At 73.0% G+C, this 14,523-nt stretch carries 13 protein-coding genes; 5 read left to right on the plus strand and 8 right to left on the minus strand.

The genetic code is table 11. The annotated features are described in order from the left end of the window. Positions 1-188: 188 nt before the first annotated feature. The gene (locus ACFWBN_RS36335) at positions 189-638 is read left to right on the plus strand and encodes a cell division protein SepF (RefSeq protein ID WP_385184942.1); all 450 of its coding nucleotides are present in this window, start codon (positions 189-191) and stop codon (positions 636-638) included. A gap of 37 nt (positions 639-675) precedes the next feature. Here the strand turns inward: ACFWBN_RS36335 and ACFWBN_RS36340 are convergent, their stop codons facing one another. Beyond that, positions 676-1,848, minus strand: coding sequence for an acyl-CoA dehydrogenase family protein (locus tag ACFWBN_RS36340; protein WP_385184944.1), 1,173 nt, complete (start codon positions 1,846-1,848; stop codon positions 676-678). A gap of 310 nt (positions 1,849-2,158) precedes the next feature. Further along, positions 2,159-3,814: an MFS transporter gene (locus ACFWBN_RS36345; RefSeq protein WP_385184946.1), complete on the minus strand. Its 1,656-nt coding sequence runs from the start codon at positions 3,812-3,814 to the stop codon at positions 2,159-2,161. A gap of 338 nt (positions 3,815-4,152) precedes the next feature. On the opposite strand from ACFWBN_RS36345, the gene ACFWBN_RS36350 reads away from it, so the two are divergent. Beyond that, positions 4,153-5,268, plus strand: a complete 1,116-nt coding sequence (locus tag ACFWBN_RS36350) for a hypothetical protein (protein WP_385184949.1) — start codon at positions 4,153-4,155, stop codon at positions 5,266-5,268. A 273-nt stretch (positions 5,269-5,541) separates the two neighbouring features. Next, positions 5,542-6,618 carry a phosphatase PAP2 family protein gene (locus ACFWBN_RS36355; protein ID WP_385184956.1) on the plus strand — a complete coding sequence of 359 codons (1,077 nt, stop codon included), beginning with the start codon at positions 5,542-5,544 and terminating at the stop codon, positions 6,616-6,618. A 307-nt stretch (positions 6,619-6,925) separates the two neighbouring features. On the opposite strand, the gene ACFWBN_RS36360 is transcribed toward ACFWBN_RS36355, so the two are convergent. The 3 genes from ACFWBN_RS36360 to ACFWBN_RS36370 form a co-directional block, all read right to left on the minus strand. Further along, entirely contained in the window at positions 6,926-7,906 is a 981-nt protein-coding gene (locus ACFWBN_RS36360) for a helix-turn-helix transcriptional regulator (RefSeq protein WP_385184964.1), read from the minus strand. A gap of 110 nt (positions 7,907-8,016) precedes the next feature. Further along, entirely contained in the window at positions 8,017-8,529 is a 513-nt protein-coding gene (locus ACFWBN_RS36365) for a hypothetical protein (protein ID WP_385184969.1), read from the minus strand. Positions 8,530-8,641: 112 nt separating this feature from the next. Beyond that, entirely contained in the window at positions 8,642-9,670 is a 1,029-nt protein-coding gene (locus ACFWBN_RS36370; protein ID WP_385184972.1) for a transglycosylase family protein, read from the minus strand. A 296-nt stretch (positions 9,671-9,966) separates the two neighbouring features. Here ACFWBN_RS36370 and ACFWBN_RS36375 point away from each other — a divergent pair, with 296 nt between their 5' ends. Further along, on the plus strand, positions 9,967-10,779 hold the full coding sequence (locus ACFWBN_RS36375) for a hypothetical protein (RefSeq protein ID WP_385184975.1): 813 nt from the start codon (positions 9,967-9,969) through the stop codon (positions 10,777-10,779). A gap of 206 nt (positions 10,780-10,985) precedes the next feature. Continuing rightward, on the plus strand, positions 10,986-11,375 hold the full coding sequence (locus ACFWBN_RS36380) for a hypothetical protein (protein ID WP_385184978.1): 390 nt from the start codon (positions 10,986-10,988) through the stop codon (positions 11,373-11,375). A gap of 16 nt (positions 11,376-11,391) precedes the next feature. Here the strand turns inward: ACFWBN_RS36380 and der are convergent, their stop codons facing one another. From der to cmk, 3 genes are all read right to left on the minus strand, one after another. Beyond that, positions 11,392-12,852 (minus strand): ribosome biogenesis GTPase Der, encoded by a 1,461-nt coding sequence (gene der, locus ACFWBN_RS36385; protein ID WP_385184981.1) that lies wholly within the window; start codon positions 12,850-12,852, stop codon positions 11,392-11,394. 76 nt (positions 12,853-12,928) lie between these two features. Beyond that, a complete protein-coding gene (locus ACFWBN_RS36390; protein ID WP_385184987.1) occupies positions 12,929-13,516 on the minus strand; it encodes a lysophospholipid acyltransferase family protein in 588 nt (195 codons plus the stop codon). 56 nt (positions 13,517-13,572) lie between these two features. After that, positions 13,573-14,280, minus strand: coding sequence for a (d)CMP kinase (gene cmk, locus ACFWBN_RS36395; protein WP_385184984.1), 708 nt, complete (start codon positions 14,278-14,280; stop codon positions 13,573-13,575). Between the last annotated feature and the right edge of the window lie 243 nt (positions 14,281-14,523).

A 14,523-nucleotide genomic window follows, 5' to 3' on the forward strand; every position in this document is an offset into this window, starting at 1 on the left:
AGCAGTCGTATTTTCACTCAGTCAGCAGTGGTAGCCATCAGGATCCTTGACCGTGCAACGGATGTTCTGCACCAGTACCGTCACGAAACCCCTGCGCGGCGACTATCCACTTGGCGCGTTGTCAGCATCATGGACGACCATAGGGGCAGCGGAGAGAAGACAACTGACCGCGGTGAAAGGAGGCGTCCATGGGTTCGGTGCGCAAGGCGAGTGCCTGGCTGGGTCTCGTGGAGGACAGCGACGACGAGCGTTACTACGACGACGACTACGCGGAGGCGGCACAGGGTTCGGTGGCCGGTCCCGGCGAGCAGTGGGTCACCGACCCGCGCGTCAGGGTGGCCTCCGAGTCGGCTGTCGAGCAGGGCCGCCGGATCGCGACGGTCACCCCCGACGGCTTCCGTGACGCGCGTGGAATCGGCGAGCTGTTCCGCGAGGGCGTCCCGGTGATCGTGAACCTGTCGTCGATGGACCCGGGCGACGCGAAGCGCGTGGTCGACTTCGCGGCCGGCCTGACCTTCGGCCTGCGCGGCTCGATCGAGCGGGTGGCGACCAGGGTCTTCCTCCTGACCCCGGCCGACACCCAGATCGTGAGCGGCGAGCCCGCCGGCCGCTCGCGCGACTTCTTCAACCAGAGCTAGGCAGTGGGGGCACCTCCCAGCGGTGGCTGGGGGACTCTCACCGGAAGGCGTCCAGCCCGGTGAGCGCCTTGCCCAGCACCAGTTGGTGCATCTCGACGGTGCCCTCGTAGGTGAGGACCGATTCGAGGTTGGTGGAGTGCCGCATGACGGGGTATTCGAGGGAGATCCCGTTGGCACCGAGGATGGTCCGCGCGGTGCGACAGATCTCGATGGCCTCGCGGACGTTGTTGAGCTTGCCGAAGCTGATCTGCTCCGGCCGCAGGGTGCCCGCGTCCATGCGCCGGCCCAGGTGGTGGGCGAGCAGGATGCCCTTGTGGAGTTCGAGGGCCATGTCCGCCAGCTTGGCCTGGGTGAGCTGGAAGCCGCCGATCGGCTTTCCGAACTGCTCCCGCGTCTTCGCGTAGCCGAGCGCGGACTCGAAACTGGCGCGCGCCGCGCCCATGGATCCCCAGATGATCCCGTACCGCGCGTGGCTGAGGCAGCCGAGCGGTCCCTTCAGGCCGGTGACGCCCGGCAGCACCGCGTCGGCGGGCAGCCTCACCTCGTCCATGACGAGCTCGCTGGTCACGCTGGCCCGCAGCGACCACTTGTGCTTGATCTCCGGCGCGGAGAAACCGGCGGTGTCCGTCGGGACGGCGAATCCGCGGATCCCCTCGTCGGTCTGTGCCCAGACCACGGCGACGGCGGCGACCGAACCGTTGGTGATCCACATCTTGCGCCCGTTCAGCACCCAGTCGGTGCCGTCGCGCTTGGCGTGGGTCCGCATCGCGGCGGGGTCCGATCCCACGTCGGGCTCGGTCAGCCCGAAGCAGCCGATCAGCTCGCCGGCGGCCATGCCGGGCAGCCAGCGCTGCTTCTGCTCCTCGGAGCCGTACTTCCAGATCGCGTACATCGCGAGCGATCCCTGTACGGAGACCAGCGAGCGGATCCCGGAGTCGGCGGCCTCCAGCTCCAGGCAGGCGAGGCCGTACTGCACGGCGCTGGCGCCGGCGCAGCCGTACCCGGTGAGGGACATCCCGAGCGCCCCGATGGCCCCGAGCTCACGGGCCAGCTCCCGGATGCCGGGGAGCTCGCCGCTCTCGTACCACTCGGCGACGTACGGCAGCACCCGGTCGGCGGCCCAGTCGCGAACGGTGTCGCGGATGGCGAGGTCCTCGGGCCCGAGCAGCTCGTCGAGCCCGAGCGGATCATGAGGCAGGAACGGTGACACGGGGCCTCCCGGCGGCCTGAGTCGTTACCTAGCAGCGCAAGTTTTACGCCGCCCGGCTGACGCTAGACGCCGCCGTCGCCACCAATCAAGCCCCGCCGGCGATTGAGGCACGGGGTCCGGGGCGGAGCCCCGATCTTGTACGCGCGCCCGCGTACTGAGGGCGGCCAAATCCAGCCCCGCCGGCGATTGAGGCGATCTTTCAGCCTCGCCGGCGTTTGAGGCGTGGGGGTCCCCCCGGACGGAGTCTGGGGGAGGGTCCGGGGCGGAGCCCCGGCAGCGGCGCCGCACCGGCGGACCGGCGGACCCGGCTTCAGCCCGCGGCGTGCTCCGCAGGAGCCGGGCACGGCTCGCCCGTGGCCTGCGCGGGCAGCCGCACCGGCTCGGCCACCGGCTGCGCGCCCTCGCCCACCCCGCAGTCCATGACCCGCGGCAGCTTCAGCGCCATCAACGCGCCCGCGAACAACAGCCCCGCACTCACCACCAGCGTGACGTGCAGCCCGTGCACGAACGAGTGCCGGGCCGCGGCGTACAGCGACTCCCCCGCCGTCCCCCCGAGGTGCGCGGCGATCTGGTAGGCCTCGCCCAGGGAATTGGCCGCGCCCGCCGAGTCCGCCGCCGAAACCCCCGGCACCCCCACCAGCCCCGGCCGGTACGCCGCGTTCATCACGCTGCCCAGCAGCGCGATGCCGATCCCCGCACCCAGCTGGTACGAGGTCTCGCCGATCGAGGCCGCGCCGCCCGCGGTGGCCGCCGGAGCCTCGCTCAGCATCGACTCATAGGCGGCGAACAGCGTGGTCTGGAGTCCGAAGCCGAGCAGGATGAAGCCGACCGTGAGCAGCACGGGCCGGTCGTGCTGCCCCATGAAGGTGAGCAGCAGCACGGCGCCGGCGGTCAGCAGGAAGCCCAGCGAGACCATGGTGCGCGGCCCGATCCGGGCCAGCGTGTAGGACCCGGTGGCCCCGGCCGCCATGGCGGCGAAGGTGAGCGGCAGCAGCCGCAGCCCGGTCTCCAGCGGGCTGAGCCGCAGCACCAGCTGGAGGTACTGGACGGCGATCAGCTCCAGGCCGACCAGCGCCAGCATGGCGAGCACGATGCAGCCCACCGAGGTGGAGAAGGCGACGCGCGAGAACATCCGCATGTCGATCAGCGGATGCTCGCGCCGCTTCTGCCGCCGGACGAACAGCACCAGCAGCGCCACGCCGAGCACCAGCGGCACCAGCGCCTCGGCGTCCAGCAGCTCGCGCTCGGCGCCGAGCCGCTTGATCCCGAGGACCGAACCGAGCACGCCGGCGGCGGCCATCACCGCGCCGAGCACGTCCCACGGCCCGTCGGCGGAGCCCTTCGACTCGGGCAGCAGCCAGCGGCCCAGCGGCAGGATGAGCGCCATCAGCGGGATGTTGATGAGGAAGACGGAGCCCCACCAGAAGTGCTGGACGAGGAAGCCTCCGAGTACGGGCCCGCTGGCGGCGCCGACCGCGGCGACCGCGGTCCAGATGCCGATGGCGAGCGCCCGCTCGCGCCGGTCGGGGAAGACCTGGCGCAGGATCGACAGGGTGGCGGGCATGATCATCGCGCCGCCGATGCCGAGCAGGGCGCGCGCGGCGATGAGGACCTGGGCGTTGTCGGCGAGGGCGGCCAGCGCGGAGGCCGCGCCGAAGAGCCCGTAGCCGAGGAGGAGTATGCGGCGGCGGCCGACCCGGTCGCCGAGGGTGCCGAAGAGGATCAGCAGGGCGGCGCAGACCAGGGGGTAGGCGTCGACGATCCACAGGAGCTCGATGGAGCCGGGGCGCAGGTCCTCGGTGACGGAGGGGACGGCGACGTGCAGGATCGTCGCGTCGAGCGCGACGAGGACCAGGCTGACGCACAGAACCGCCAGGACGACCCAGCGGTTGGCTCCGCCGGAGGCCGCGCAGATCCGCTGCCAGGGGGAAGGGGTCCTGGTCCCGGCCGCGTTCGTCCCCGACATGCATGTACCTCCCAGGTGATCCCTCGCGCTCGGCGGACCAGCGTCTGACGGAGCCGCGGGGGGTGGTGCGCTGTGCGGCGTCCAACGGGGTCCGGCATCGACACGCGAGTGAACGGTCAGCGTACGCGAGTTCGCCTGACCCACACGTGGCCAAGCTCTCATCCCGACGGCGGCCGCCATGTGGCGTGCGCCACTTCACCCCACCCCTTCCCTCCCCCGCGTACACGCGCGCTCACGGCCCGTGGTTCTCGGCCGTGCCCACCGGCCGCCCGTCGGCCGCCCGTCGGCCGCCCGTCGGCCGCCCGTCGGCCGCGCACCGGCCGCCGCCACCGATAATCATGCCCGTGAAAGATCTTGGATTTCGCCGGGCCGCGCCCGCGCTGGCCGTCTTCGCGGCGGTCCGGCTGCTCGGGCTGGCCGTGCTCGCGGTGTGGTGCGCGGCGGCCGGCAGCAGCCCGCACACACTGCTGTCGGCCCGCTGGGACTCGCTCTGGTACGCCCGCATCGCCGCGGAGGGGTACGGGTACGAGGTGCTCCTCCCGAACGGGGACGTCCACTCGAACCTGGCCTTCTTCCCGCTGCTGCCCTGGCTGGAGCGGCTGGTGTCGGCGCCGACCGGGCTCTCGTACGGCTCGGCGGGCCTGGTGGTCTCGGCACTGGCGGGGCTCGCCGCGGCCTGGGGGATCTTCGCGGTGGCGGACCTGCTCCACGGCCGCCGCGCCGGGGTGTTCGCCGTCGCCGTCTGGGCCGCGCTGCCCGTCGGGATCGTGCAGTCCATGGCGTACAGCGAGTCCCTGTTCACCGCGCTCGCCGTCTGGGCGCTGTACGGGGCCCTGCGCGGCCGGTGGCTGACGGCGGGCCTGCTCGCGGCCGGGGCCGGGCTGACCCGCCCGGTCGGCGCGGCGGTGGTCGCGGCGGTCTGGGTGGCGGCCGCCCTGGCCTGGCGCCGCGGGGAGCGGTCCTGGCGGATGGCCGCCGGGGTGCTGCTGGCTCCGCTGGGCGCGGCGGGCTACGCCCTGTGGGTCGGCGCGCGCACCGGGAGCGGCCTGTTCGGGTACCTGGACGTGCAGGCGGGCTGGGGCAACGGCTTCGACGGCGGCTGGGCCTTCGCCCGCTTCATCGGGGCGAAGCTGGCCTCGTCGGCCTTCGCGGCCGGGCTCGGGCTGATCGCGGGGGTCGTGCTGGTGCTGTGGCTGTACGGGCGGTGCGTACGGCAGCGTCAGCCGGTTCCGCTGCTCGTATACGGCGGGATCGTCGTGGCGCTCGCGCTGTGCGCCTCGGGGTACTTCGGCTCCAAGCCCCGGCTGCTGCTGCCGGCCTTCCCGCTGCTGCTGCCGGTGGGAGTGGCGCTGGCCGGGTGGCGGACCCGGCGGGCGGCCGCGGTGCTCGGCGCGGCGGCGTTGGCCTCGGCGGTCTACGGGGCGTTCTGGCTGAACGGCTCGGGCCCTCCGTAGCGGCCGGCGCACGGCCCGCGCAACGGCCCGCGCAGCGGCCGACGTAACGGAATGGATCATTCCCCTCCATCTTTCAGCAAAGGAAATGGCCTGGCGCAATAAAGCCCGGGTAAGTGTGCGAAATAATTGCCAGGACAGTGGATCAACCTCGGTCCAACCACTGCCGAAATGCCGGGAATTAAGTACCGCGTGAGACCAACTCCACATCACATGGTCATCACAAAGCCCGCGATTCGCACGGGCCGACCATCCGCTCGCGGTAACGTCGATTGAGTGCGTACCGATCAAATCCTGACCCGTCTGGAGCGGGTGTTCGCCCGGCTGGACCGGGAACCAGAGCGACCGGCTCATCTGCAAACCCCGCAGATGAGCCGGCACCGCGTCGTGCTCCTGGGATCGACCCTCGCCTTCTATCTGGCGATCGTGGTGGCCGTTCTGACCACGTCCTGGCTCGTCCGCCTGGACTGGCAGATCATGTTCTTCCGCCCCTACGAGCAGTGGCCGCAGCTCCACGCCTTCCTCGACTACCTCGTCGTGCTCGGCCAGCGCGGACCCACCGCGGTCATGGTCGCCGCCTGGCTCGGCTGGCGCTCCTGGCGGCAGCACACCCTCCGCCCGCTGATCACCCTCGGCGTGGCGCTGCTGCTGCTCAACATCACCGTCGGGTCCGTCAAGCTTGGCCTCGGCCGGCTCGGTCCGCACTACGCCACCGAGATCGGATCGGCCGAACTCTTCGCGGGCGGCGATATATTTCCTTCCGGCCACACCGCCAACGCCGTCGTGACCTGGGGAATCCTGGCCTACCTGGCTTCCACCGTGGTCACCCGGCGGGTGCTGTCCGTGGTGTCCGCGGTCGTCTCGCTGAGCGTCGGAGCCACCACCGTGTACCTCGGTACGCACTGGGTCAGCGATGTGCTGCTCGGCTGGTCCGCGGGTCTGCTGATCCTGCTGGCCCTGCCCTGGTTCGAGCCGCTCATCGCGCGGGCCGAGGCCTACGTCTTCGAGCTGCGCGAGCTGCTGCGCCGCCGCGCCGAGACGGGACGGATGGCCGCCCCGGTCGCGACCGCGCTCATGCCGCTGCTCTCCGCGGGCGGCAAGTGGCAGCTCAGGCGGACCGTCGACCCCGCCGGGGAGCCCTCGCCGGCGCCCGCCGCGGCCGCCGGGCAGGCCGCCCAGGCACTGCCCGCCGGGCACGCCCCGGCGCCCCGGCCGGCGGCGGTCCTGGCCGGCCGGCCGCACGTGATCAGGTCCGAGCGGACCCCGGTCACCCCGGCCGGCAGCCGCCGCCCGGCGCACACCGAGCGGACCGCCGCCCGGGGGGCCGCCGCCCGCCCGGTCGCCGGCGGCTGACCGACCACCGCGGGGACGGTACGCACCACCTCACCCCCGCACACGACGAAGGCGGGCCGGGTCTCTGACCCGGCCCGCCTTCGTCGTCCGTCGTTCGTTCGTCAGCGCCACGCCTGGACGTTCGTCCGTCCCGGGTCACGCTTGTGTCACAGAATATCGACAACTGCCAATTGTTTTACGGGCCGCGACACGCCCGCCGTAGAAGGTCTTTGGAATTTCCGCCCAAACCCCCTGACGCGGCCCGGGAATTCCCGTCGGGATTGCCACGGCCCCTTGGACCGGACCAGGCGGATCCCCCTCAGATCCACTACATTTCCTTCACCGCGGCGGAGTCCACGGCCCGCCCCAGGAGATCCCGCGCGGCCCTGATCCGGTCCGTCAGCTCCGGCGGCTCGACCACCTCGAACTCACAGCCGAGCATCATGACGTGAATCACCAGGACGTCCAGGTTCACCGCACCGGTGCGCAGCAGGCAGCTCTGCCCGTCCACCGGTTCCAGGACCCCGTCGCTCGGCGCGATGATCCGCGCCGCCTCCTCTTCCGAAACCTTCAGCCGCACCACCGCGCGGGCGGCGTACACGCGTTGCGAGACGCCCTCGGAGACGTACGCGGCCAGGTCCTCGGCGGGCGGCGGGCGCGGGGTGAACCGCGGACCGTGCGGCGGCCTGGGCTCGATCCGGTCGGCGCGGAAGGTCCGCCAGTCCTCGCGGTCCACGTCCCAGGCGACCAGGTACCAGCGCCGCTCGGTGCACACCAGCCGGTGCGGCTCCACGGTGCGGCGGGAGACCTCGCCCGCGTGGTCCCGGTAGCCGAAGCGCAGCCGCTCGCCGTCCCGGCAGACGGTGGCGAGCTCGGTCAGCACGGACGGGTCCACGGTGGAGCGCTGCGCGCCGCGCAGCATCGGCACGGTGAACTCGTTGAGCGCGGACACCCGCCGCCGCAGCCGCGACGGCAGCACCTGCTCCAGCTTGGCCAGGGCCCGTACGGAGGCCTCCCCGATCCCCTCGACCCCGTTCCCGGCGGCCGTCCGCAGCCCGACCGCGACGGCGACGGCCTCGTCGTCGTCCAGCAGCAGCGGCGGCAGCTCGGCCCCCGCCCCCAGCTGGTATCCGCCGCCGGTCCCGGGGCTGGCGTTCACCGGGTACCCCAGCTCCCGCAGCCGGTCCACGTCCCGGCGGACGGTCCGCGGGGTCACCCCGAGCCGTTCCGCGAGATCGGCCCCGGTCCATTCGCGGTGGGCCTGCAACAGCGACAACAGGCGCAGCAGTCGTGCGGAGGTCTCGAGCATCCCCCGAGTCTGCCAGCGCGGCCGGCGCCGCCAGGGGGCGCCCGAGGTCTTTCCGGCGCGCCGCGGGCGGGCAGGGCCGGTGAACGGCGTGTCCCGTGCCCGACGGGGCGTCAGCAGCCGGGCGCCTCGCGGCCGCTGCGCTCGACCAGGCCGCACAGCGTCTTGGCGGAGACCTTCCACACGCCGTCCTCGAACACCGCGGTCCCCTCGCGCGCGTCCAGCACCGGGATGCCGGCCACGAACACGTCGTAGGTCACCCGTGCCTCGGTGGGAGAGGTGAAGACCACCTCCGTGACCTCCGCGGAGGCCTCTGCGGCGTAGGGCACGGAGGCGATCCCGGCCAGCAGCGGTTCGAGCAGCTCGCCGTTCTGCAGCAGCGCGGCCTTGTCCTCGGCGGTGACCTTCGGGTCGAAGACGGCGGCCCAGTTCTTCTCGATCTGCGCCTTGGCCGCCCCCGGGTCCGCGGGGCCGGCGGCGGTCCGCGCGACGGACACACCGGAGAAGGCCGCCGATCCGGCCGCGGCGCCGCCGGGTTCGGAGGAGCATCCCGCGAGGACGGGGACCGCGGCCAGGACGGCGGCCGCCGCCCACACGCCGATCCGAGGGTGTCTGCCCAGGTCCATCCCGTTCACCACCAGGGTCCGAGCGGCCTTTCGGCCCGATGGTTCCAGGGTCGGCGCCTTCCCCCGGTCCTGCAATCGGGGACGTCCCGCCCCGCGGCCGGCACGGCGGTGCTCACCGACGCGGCACCGAAAGTGCCCCGGCCCCCGCCGGCCGCGGCCCGGCCGGCCCCGACGGCTCGGCTCCGAGCCCTGCCGGGCCCGCCCCCGCCGGGGCACTCGGGCCGGTCCCCACCGGCGGCTGCGGGCCCGTCTGAACCGGCGGCTGCGAGCCCGTCGGCTGCGGCGCTGCCGGAGCAGTCGGGAGCGGAGCACTCGGGCCGGTCCCCACCGGCGGCTGCGGGCCCGTCTGGACCGGCGGCTTCGGCGCCGTCGACTTCGGCGCTCCCGGAGCAGTCGGGAGCGGAGCACTCGGGCCGGTCCCTACCGGCGGATTCGGCGCTGCCGGAACGGTCGGGGCCGGAGCACTCGGGCCGGTCCCCACCGGCGGCTGCGGGCCCGTCTGGACCGGCGGCTTCGGCGCCGTCGGCTTCGGCGGCAGGGACAGCAGCGTGCCCACCGCGAGCACCTCCGGCCGCTCCCCGATCACCCCCCGGTTCGCCTCGTACAGCGCCCGCCACCCGCCCCGCACCCGGTGCCTGCGCGCGATCGACACCAGCGTCTCCCCGGCCCGCACCACGTGCATCCGCCCCGCCAGCCCGTACCGCTTCGAGCACACCGGCCACGCCTCCCACCCCTGCCGGACGATCACCTCCTCCGCGACCCGGATCTGCTGCACCCGGCTCGCCAGATCCGCCCGCAGCGCGAACGCCAGCCCCCCGTGCTCCTCCCACGTCGGCTGCCAGAACTGCAGCCCTCCGTAGAAGCCGTTGCCGGTGTTGACCGCCCAGCGGCCACCGCTCTCGCAGTCGGCCACGCAGTCCCACGGCCACTCCCCGCCCGGCCCGCAGTCCCCGGGCCCGGTGCCGATCACGCCCGGCGATCCGGGGTGCGCCGCCCCGGCCGGCCCGGGCGCGGGCGGCGGCGGGGCAACGGCGACAGCCACGGCAGCGGAAGCGGAAGCGGCAGCCGCGTCCATCGGCAGTACGAGGAGCAGCGCGGCGGCGGCCACCCGCGCGGCCCACCTGACGCTCGGCTTGGGCATCGGGCCACGCTACGGAGCCCCCCGGCACCCTCCCGGCCCGCCACGCGGCACGCCCCCGCGCCCCACCCGCTCGGCCGACCCGCACCCCCTCCCGCAAACGACCATCCCCGGACACCAACTGCGCACAATCAGAAAACAGTTGGCACGAAAACGAAGGCCCGGTCGGACGGTTCACTCTTTCGGGGGCCCGGTTCGATTCCGTTCCCTCAAATGGCGTGACCCCGGCCGCCGCTCCCCCGTTGAGCCCGGCGAGCCGGGAACCACCCGGCAACGCACCTATGCCGAGGAGCCACCCCGTGCCGCGCATGCTCGACGTCAGTGATGAGGTACGTGCCGAGATCGGTGACGAAGAAGCCGACAGGCTGCTCGTCGGCGAGGACGCGCCGCGCAGTTACGACTGCACTTCCTGCCGCACTCCGGGCGACCCCGAGAACGACCGCACCAGCACGGTGCTGTTCGTCGGCGAGGAGACCGCCGTCCTCGCCTTCGCCCACGCCACCTGCATCCCCTCGCAGGTCGTCTCCGTCTCCGAGGAGCAGCTCCAGGGCGCCGTCCGCAGCATCACGGGCGACAGCCCGGCCCCCGTCGCGCCCGTCCCGGGCGAGGCCCCGAAGAGCGTGCCCGGCGGCCAGGCCGTCCTCGGCATCACCAGCGGCCTGATCCTGATCGCCGGCGAGCTGCACCCCGCCCTGGTGGTCGAGCCGACCGCGCCGATCGCCCGCCCCGGCAGCGACGGCCCCGGCGACGACTTCCTCCCGCTCCTCATCGAGCAGGGGTTCATCCCGGTCACGGACCTGTCCGAGGTCCCCACCGCCCTGGGCGGCTGGTCGGTCCTGCTCGCCGGCGGCCAGCTGCACGCCGTGCTCCAGCCGGGCGCCGAGGGCGCCGGCCAGGTCGCCTGGTGGCAGGCGCACCAGGCGCTGTCCGTCACCGACGGCTGGCGGGCCGCCGTCAACAAGACCCAGCGCGTCCTGATCTACGCCGCCCCGGTCGGCTCCATCGGACAGCAGCCCCGTGAGGACCTGCTGCGCGACGCGCTCGACAAGGCCGCCGCCGGCGGCAAGCTCGTGGCCGCCTCGATGCCCCTGGCCGGTACGCCGGGCGCCTGACCCTCCGGCCTCTCCAGGCCGAGCCTTCGGAATCCCGAAGCGGCCGTCCCGGCCCCCGTCCCAGGGGGCCGGGGCGGCGTGCGCCGGTGGGGGTACCCCCAGCGGTAGCTGGGGGAGTGCGCGGTCCGTCCCGCGCACCCCCGGCGATCTGCGTTTTGAGCCCCGTCAGCCCGCATCCGCAGCGCCCCGTTTTCGTTGGCTGATACGTGCATCCATACGACTCCTCCCGCGCCCCGTCCCGTACGAGCCCCGTCTCGCACACCCCGATCTACGACGCGCTGTACTCGGAGTACCTGCGCTCGTTCCGCGCCCTGCCGGGCGACCGGACGGGCGAGGAGGAACTCGGCTTCACGGCGTTCTCGTACGGCGGCGCGTACACCGGCGGGGGCGGCACCGGCGGCTGGAACGGTTCCTCATCCCCGTGGCAGCAGCAGGCCGACAGCTGGCAGCCCTCGTACACCCCGCAGCCGGCCCACTCGTACGCCTACGCGGGCCAGGGCGCCGGCAGCCCCGCTTACACGAACGGGCGGCAGCACCAGACCGGGATGACGCACATCCCGGCGGCCCTGCCGCCCGCTCCGCGCCGGGGCTACTGACCCCGGGAACCGCGTACTACTTCTTCTTGTGCTGGGCGCCGCGCTTCTCGCGCACCCGCACCGAGATGTGGATCGGGGTGCCCTCGAAGCCGAACTCCTCGCGCAGCCGGCGCTCGATGAAGCGCCGGTAGCCGTGCTCCAGGAAGCCGGAGGCGAAGAGGACGAAGCGCGGCGGCTTGCTGCCGGCCTGGGTCCCGAACAGGATGCGCGGCTGCTTGCCGCCGCGGATCGGGTGCGGGTGGGCGGCGACGACCTCGCCGAGGAAGGCGTTCAGCCGGCCGGTGGGGACGCGCGTCTCCCAGCCCGCGAGGGCGGTCTCGATCGCCGGGACCAGCTTCTCCATGTGGCGGCCGGTGAGCGCCGAGACGTTCACCCGGGGCGCCCAGGAGACCTGCTGCATCTCGGTCTCGATCTCGCGCTCGAGGTAGTAGCGGCGCTCCTCGTCGAGCTCGTCCCACTTGTTGTACGCGATCACGATCGCGCGGCCCGCCTCGACGGCCATGGTGATGATGCGCTGGTCCTGGACGCTGATCGACTCGGTGGTGTCGATCAGGATGACCGCCACCTCCGCCTTCTCGACGGCGGCGGCCGTGCGCAGCGAGGCGTAGTAGTCGGCGCCCTGCTGGAGGTGGACCTTCTTGCGGATGCCCGCGGTGTCCACGAACTTCCAGGTGATGCCGCCGAGCTCGATCAGCTCGTCGACCGGGTCGCGGGTGGTGCCGGCCAGCTCGTTGACGACGACACGGTCCTCCTTCGCGACCTTGTTGAGGAGCGAGGACTTGCCGACGTTCGGGCGGCCGATCAGCGCGATGCGGCGCGGGCCGCCGGGGGCGGCGCCGCCGAAGGTCTGCGCGGGGGCCTCCGGCAGGGCTTCGAGGACGGCGTCCAGCATGTCGCCGGTGCCGCGGCCGTGCAGCGAGGAGACGGGGTGCGGCATGCCGAGGCCCAGGGACCACAGGGAGGCCGCGTCGGACTCCCCGCTCTGGCCGTCGACCTTGTTGGCGCACAGGACGACGGGCTTCTTCGCCTTGCGCAGCAGGCGGACGACGGCCTCGTCGGTGTCGGTGGCGCCGACCTTGGCGTCGACGACGAAGACGACCGCGTCGGCGGCCTCGATGGCGTACTCGGCCTGGGCGGCGACGGAGGCGTCGATGCCGAGGACGTCCTGCTCCCAGCCGCCGGTGTCGACGACCTTGAAGCGGCGGCCCGCCCACTCGGCCTCGTACGTGACGCGGTCGCGGGTGACGCCCGGCTTGTCCTCGACGACCGCCTCGCGGCGGCCGATGATGCGGTTCACCAGGGTCGACTTGCCGACATTCGGCCGGCCGACGACGGCGAGGACGGGGAGGGGGCCGTGGCCCGCCTCCTCAAGGGCACCTTCGACGTCCTCGATGTCGAAGCCCTCTTCCGCGGCGAGCTCCATGAACTCCGCGTACTCGGCGTCGCCAAGTGCTCCGTGGTCGTGCTGGTCGTTCATGAAGTCCGTTCCTCGTCGTTCGTGGTGATCGGTGGAACCCGCGCAGCGCGGCTCCACTACTAGGGTCAAGTCTCGCTCAGCGCCCGGTCAGGCGCTTGGCGTCGGCCAGGTGGGCGGTCAGCCGGTCCTGGATGCGTACGGTGGCCTCGTCCAGCGCGGTACGGGTACGGCGGCCACTGCCGTCTCCCGCGTCGAAGGCCGAGCCGAAGACGACGTCGACCCGGCTCTTGAAGGCGGGCAGCCCCTTGACGAGCCGCCCGCGGGTGTCGCCGCTGCCCAGCACGGCCACCGGCACGATGGGCGCGCCGCTGCGGACCGCGAAGTACGCGAGCCCGGCGCGCAGCGAGGCGAAGTCTCCTTCGCCCCGGGTGCCCTCGGGAAAGATCCCCAGGGCCCCGCCGTTGCCGAGCACCGCGAGGGCGCGGCCTATCGCCGTCCGGTCGGGACCGCCGCGGTCGACCTTGACCTGCCCGATCCCTTCGAGGAAGGGGCCGAGCGGGCCGACGTACGCTTCCTTCTTGATCAGGAAGTGCAGGGGCCGCGGGGCGGTGCCCATGACCATCGGGCCGTCTATGTTGTGCGAGTGGTTCACGGCAAGGATGACAGGGCCCGAGGCGGGCACCTTCCAGGCACCCAGTACGCGCGGCTTCCACAGCCCGTACATGAGCCCGATGCCGATGCGCCTGCCGACCGCCGCACCCTTGAGTGAGGGCGCTTCGCTCACTTGCGGCCCGCCCGCTTCTCCTCGACCAGGGTAACGACACACTCGATGACCTGGTCCAGCGTGAGGTCGGTGGTGTCCACCTCGACGGCGTCGCCGGCCTTGGCGAGCGGGGAGGTCTTGCGGCCGGAGTCGGCCGCGTCGCGCTTGATCAGCGCCTCCTTGGTGGCCGCGAGGTCGGCGGCCTCCTTGCCGCGGAGCTCGCCGCTGCGCCGGGCGGCACGCGCCTCGGGCGAGGCGGTGAGGAAGACCTTGAGGTCGGCGTCGGGCAGGACGGTGGTGCCGATGTCCCGCCCCTCGACGACGATCCCGTCGGCCTCCTGCGCCGCCTCGGCGGCGATGGAGCGCTGGAGCTCGGTGATGAGGGTGCGCACCTCGGGGACGGCGCTGACGGCGCTGACCTTGGAGGTGACCTCCTGGGTCCGGATCGGGCCGGCGGCGTCCAGCCCGTCGACGGTGATCGTGGGCCCGGCCGGATCCGTACCGGACACGATGGCGGGCTTGCCTGCGGCGAGGGCGATGGCCTGCGGGTCGTCGGTGTCGACGCCGTTCGTGATCATCCACCAGGTGATGGCCCGGTACTGGGCGCCGGTGTCCAGGTAGCGCAGCCCGAGCTTGGCGGCCACGGCCTTGGAGGTGCTGGACTTGCCCGTGCCGGAGGGACCGTCGATGGCGACGATCACGGCGGACGGAGCTGCGGTTTCCACGGTGCGGGCACCTTCCTGGTTGCGCGTACGTGTCCGGGCGCGCGAAAACGCCCCTGCTCCAGGTTACCGGGCCCCGAACAGGTGCGGCGCCGCTGCGGGGGCTCCGCCCCCGAGCCCCCGCGCCTCAAACGCCGGCGAGGCTGAAATTGCCAGGCAGACGGCACCGGCCAATCCAGCCCCGCCTGGGGGCCCCTCCCAGCGGTAGCTGGGGGAGTTTGAGGCGCTAGGGCTCGGGGGCGGGGC

Source organism: Streptomyces sp. NPDC059989 (assembly GCF_042736975.1).
In the GTDB taxonomy this organism is placed as follows: Bacteria; Actinomycetota; Actinomycetes; order Streptomycetales; family Streptomycetaceae; genus Streptomyces.

Bases quoted from the DNA above. Each gene is read 5' to 3' on its own strand.
- ACFWBN_RS36390 (WP_385184987.1), bottom strand. From the start codon at position 13,516: ATGTACGGGCTGTGGAAGCCGCGCGTACTGGGTGCCTGGAAGGTGCCC.
- ACFWBN_RS36360 (WP_385184964.1), bottom strand. From the start codon at position 7,906: ATGCTCGAGACCTCCGCACGACTGCTGCGCCTGTTGTCGCTGTTGCAG.
- der (WP_385184981.1), bottom strand. From the start codon at position 12,852: ATGAACGACCAGCACGACCACGGAGCACTTGGCGACGCCGAGTACGCG.
- ACFWBN_RS36350 (WP_385184949.1), top strand. From the start codon at position 4,153: ATGCCCGTGAAAGATCTTGGATTTCGCCGGGCCGCGCCCGCGCTGGCC.
- ACFWBN_RS36345 (WP_385184946.1), bottom strand. From the start codon at position 3,814: ATGTCGGGGACGAACGCGGCCGGGACCAGGACCCCTTCCCCCTGGCAG.
- ACFWBN_RS36365 (WP_385184969.1), bottom strand. From the start codon at position 8,529: ATGGACCTGGGCAGACACCCTCGGATCGGCGTGTGGGCGGCGGCCGCC.
- ACFWBN_RS36370 (WP_385184972.1), bottom strand. From the start codon at position 9,670: ATGCCCAAGCCGAGCGTCAGGTGGGCCGCGCGGGTGGCCGCCGCCGCG.
- ACFWBN_RS36335 (WP_385184942.1), top strand. From the start codon at position 189: ATGGGTTCGGTGCGCAAGGCGAGTGCCTGGCTGGGTCTCGTGGAGGAC.